Below are 1,670 nucleotides of genomic sequence, written 5' to 3' on the forward strand. Positions count from 1 at the left end.
CGAGTGTCTCGTGGGCGCGGAGATGTGTATAAGAGACAGGCGGCGTAGAGATCGATCGCCGCATCGGCGGAGAGTTCGATACCGCTCGTGCCGGTCGCCAGCGCGAACACAAGGTCGCCATCGGCTGGTGTGTGCGTCGGCCATATCGCGCGCACGAACCCGTCATGCGCCGATATCGCCAGGCGCTTGGCGGCAGCTTTTGTGAGCACCGCATCGGTGGCAATGACGGCGATGGTGGTGTTGCCGCCGGTCTCCATCTGCCTGCCAACATGCTTGTCGCGGTGTTTCAAAAGAATCCGTTTCGCATCGTCCGGCATCGGCGAGGGATAACCAAGCCCGCCGAATTCGTTGCCGATTTCGAACGGTGCTGCCCAGAAATGGCGGGTTCGGCCTGTGGTCACCGATCCGGTCGGGTTGACGGCGGCCAGCGCACCGACGGTGACGCCGCTATCCAGCAGCGTCGAGGCGGAGCCGAGGCCGCCTTTCAGCCCCGGGGTCAGCGCGCCGGTGCCGGCGCCGATCGTGCCAAGCTGGAAATCGGCGGCGGCAGTTTGCGCGGCCTCATAACCAAGCTCGCGGTAGGGCGGATAACGGCCCCAATCCTTGTCGCCGCCATTGCGCAGGTCGAACAGGATCGCCGACGGCACGATCGGCACGCGAAAACCACCGACCTCCAGGCCGATGCCGCGTTCGCGCAATGCCGCCTGCACGCCGGACGCCGCGTCGAGGCCGAAAGCCGAACCGCCTGAAAGCACGACGGCGTGCACCACATCGACGGAATTGTGCGGTTCGAGCAGGTCTGTCTCGCGCGTGCCCGGCGCGCCGCCCAGGATCTGAACGCCGGCCACTGTCGGCGTGTCGCAAAGCACGGTCGTGACGCCGGACTTCAGGCTGGCGTCGGACGCATTGCCGACGCGCAGGCCGGCAACGTCGGTGATCAGGTTGCGTGGGCCGGTGCGAAACATCAGTTGCTTTCCAAGGGCGCAAAGCGCGTGCCGTCGAAACGGAAGACGCGGTAAGGTCTCTGGCTGAGGTCGCCTTTTGCATCAAAGCGGATCGGCCCGATCGCCGTGGTGAAATCCTGTCCGGTCAGGGCCTCCGTCAGCGGCTTGCCCGAGCTTTCGGACAAGCCTGATGCTGCCTTGGCGATTTCGACCGCCGCAAAGGCCGGCAGCGCATAGCCGTCAGGCACGATCTTCTTAGCGTCAAATGCCGCCAGCACTTTTGGATCGGCGACATCGGCCCATTCCGGCGGTGCGATCATCAGCGTGCCCACGGCATAGGGTACATCGCCCGGCGGTGTGCGGAGATTTTCGCCGCCGGCAAAGACGATGCCCGCCTGAAGCTGTGCGGCATCGCGGCCCATGATGGCGATGTCGTCGCCGTCGCCACCGGCAAAGACATGCGTCGCGCCAGCCTTCTTCAGCCGGCCGATCATGCCGATCTGGTTGTCGAGCTGTGGCCGGAACGTGTCGACGAATACCGGTTTCAGCGCTGCCTGTTCGGCCGCTGCCCGCAACGTCTCGGCGATCTCACGTCCGTAGATGGTGCCGTCGTCGATAATGGCGAACAGCTCGTTCTGCCATAGATGGGTGAGGGCGGACGCGATGGCGTTGCGCTCATCGTCGCCGCGCGGCCCGAGGCGATAGACCGGCCAGCCGGTCTTGGCG

At 65.4% G+C, this 1,670-nt stretch carries 2 protein-coding genes (1 of these 2 running past the window's edge); both read right to left on the reverse strand.

Annotation, left to right across the window (positions count from 1 at the left end):
- Positions 1 to 965: P1 family peptidase (locus EOC06_RS25815; RefSeq protein ID WP_164898736.1), on the reverse strand; the 965-nt coding region annotated here is incomplete at its 3' end.
- Positions 965 to 1,670, reverse strand: partial view of a branched-chain amino acid ABC transporter substrate-binding protein gene (locus tag EOC06_RS25820; protein WP_128309108.1) — the 3' portion only. Its footprint extends 350 nt past the window's final position; 706 of the gene's 1,056 nt are visible here — the last part of the coding sequence; the start codon falls outside the window, past its right edge — the gene reads right to left on this strand; its stop codon occupies positions 965 to 967. The genes EOC06_RS25815 and EOC06_RS25820, both read right to left, overlap by 1 nt.

The organism is Mesorhizobium sp. M7A.F.Ca.MR.362.00.0.0 (assembly GCF_004023175.1).
GTDB lineage: Bacteria > Pseudomonadota > Alphaproteobacteria > Rhizobiales > Rhizobiaceae > Mesorhizobium.